Source organism: Pseudoxanthomonas sp. LjRoot204_2, from assembly GCF_056175765.1.
This window is the reverse complement of sequence record NZ_JBGFFG010000566.1, coordinates 1-1,817: the sequence shown is the minus strand read 5'-3', so window position 1 is coordinate 1,817 and position 1,817 is coordinate 1. Positions and strand designations below refer to the sequence as shown.

Annotated in this window: 1 protein-coding gene; it reads right to left on the bottom strand. The window is 68.0% G+C overall.

The window, feature by feature from the left end:
• Window positions 1-1,630: cache domain-containing protein (locus AC04L7_RS17930; RefSeq protein WP_475513598.1), on the bottom strand; the 1,630-nt coding region annotated here is incomplete at its 3' end.
• Window positions 1,631-1,817: the final 187 nt, after the last annotated feature.

The window sequence follows — 1,817 nt, the reverse complement described above, 5'->3', positions numbered from 1 at the left end:
TCTTGGAGGACTGTTCGATGTCGGTCATGGTGGTGACGACCTTGCCCACGACCTCGCCACCCTGCGAGGCGACCGAGGCGGCACCGATGGCCAGCTGGTTGGCCTGGCGGGCCGACTCGGCGTTCTGGCGCACGGTGGAGGTCAGCTCCTCCATGGACGCGGCGGTTTCTTCCAGGTTGGCGGCCTGCTGTTCGGTACGGCGCGAGAGGTCGTTGTTGCCGGCGGCGATTTCACCAGCAGCGGTATTGATGCTCATGGCCGCCATCTGGATGCCGCCGACGATCTCGGTCAGCTGCGTCACGGTGGCGTTGGCGTCGTCGCGCATGGTGGCGAACACACCGTGGAAGTCGCCTTCCATGCGCGCGCTCAGGTCGCCTTCGGCGATGGCACGCAGCAGCGACGACAGCTGGGCCAGGTTGCGGTCGCTCGTCGCCATCATGGTGTTGAGGCCCTGCACCATCTGCAGGAAGTCGTGGCGGAAGCCGGCCTGGTCGCCGCGGGCGGTGAAGTCGCCGGCCGAGGCTGCCTGCGCCAGTCGCTTGATCTCCCCGTTGATGGCCAGCAGGCTCTGCTTGGCGGCGTCCATCGCCTCGTGCAGGAAGGCGCGGGTGCCCGGCAGGCGGCGCGCATCTTGGCTCAGGTCGCCGTTGGYGTAGCGCTCCAGGATGCCGATGGCATCGCGGAAGGCATCCAGGTGTTCGAACATCATGGTGTTGATGCCGGCAGCCAGTTCGCCGTACACGCCGGGAAAGTCCTCCGGCATGCGGTGGCGGATGTCCTCGGCGGCGTGCAGGCGGATCATGTCGCGCGTCTCGTGCGAGAAGCGTTCGAGCATGTGCACCATCGCGTCGGTGGACTTCAGCATCTGCCCGATTTCGTCGCGGCCATGGTGGCCGGTGCGCACGCTCAGGTCGCCGCGCGACACGCCCTTGATGGCAGCCAGTGCGCGTGCGACCGGTTCCAGCACCGACTGGCCGATGATCCAGCCGATCGCCATGCTCAACAGCACCAGCACGCCGCCCGCGACGGTCATGATGAGGGTGAACTGCAATGCCTGCGCCTGCGTGTCGTCGATGTAGACGCCGGTGCCGATGACCCAGCCCCAGGGCTGGTACAGCGCCGCATACGATGTCTTGGGCACCGGATCCTCTTCGCCAGCCTTCGCCCAGCTGTAGTCGACATGGCCGCCGCCGGCGCGCGCGACGCGGACGAACTCGGGAAAGATGCGCTTGCCATCGGGGCTGAGCACGTCGTCCAGCGGCTTGCCGACCAGGTCGGGGCGGGTGGGGTGCATCAGCATGGTCGGCGCTTCGTCGGTGACGAAGAAGTAGTCCACGCCCTTGTTGGCCTGCATGGTCGCCAGGGTCGCGAGCGCGCGGGCCTTCGCATCGGCTTCATCGAGCCTGCCGTCCTTCGCCTGTTGCGCGTAACCCTCGATCACGCCCAGTGCCATCTCGGTCTGCGCTTTCAGGCCAGCCTGGCGCGTGCCGGTCAGGTCCAGGTACTGCATGCGCGCGGCGACGACGGCCAGGGCGATGGTGCCTGCCGCGACGACCGCGGTCTGGATGAGGAAGCGGCGCTTCAGGGGCAGCGAAGAGAGGGTGGCGGCAATGCGGGCAGTGAACGTCATGGCGATCTCGGACGACGGGCGATACAGGGGAGGGCGGGGCGCCGTGGCGTCCCAAAGGGGTTATCGGCCGGCGAGGGCGAATGTTCAGGCGCAGGCAGCGTTCTGCGACGGAGGACGCATCCGTGTCGGCAGCGGGCGCCGGAAATGCGAAGACCGCGGCCGGTGAGGGCCGCGGTCTCGGGAGAAC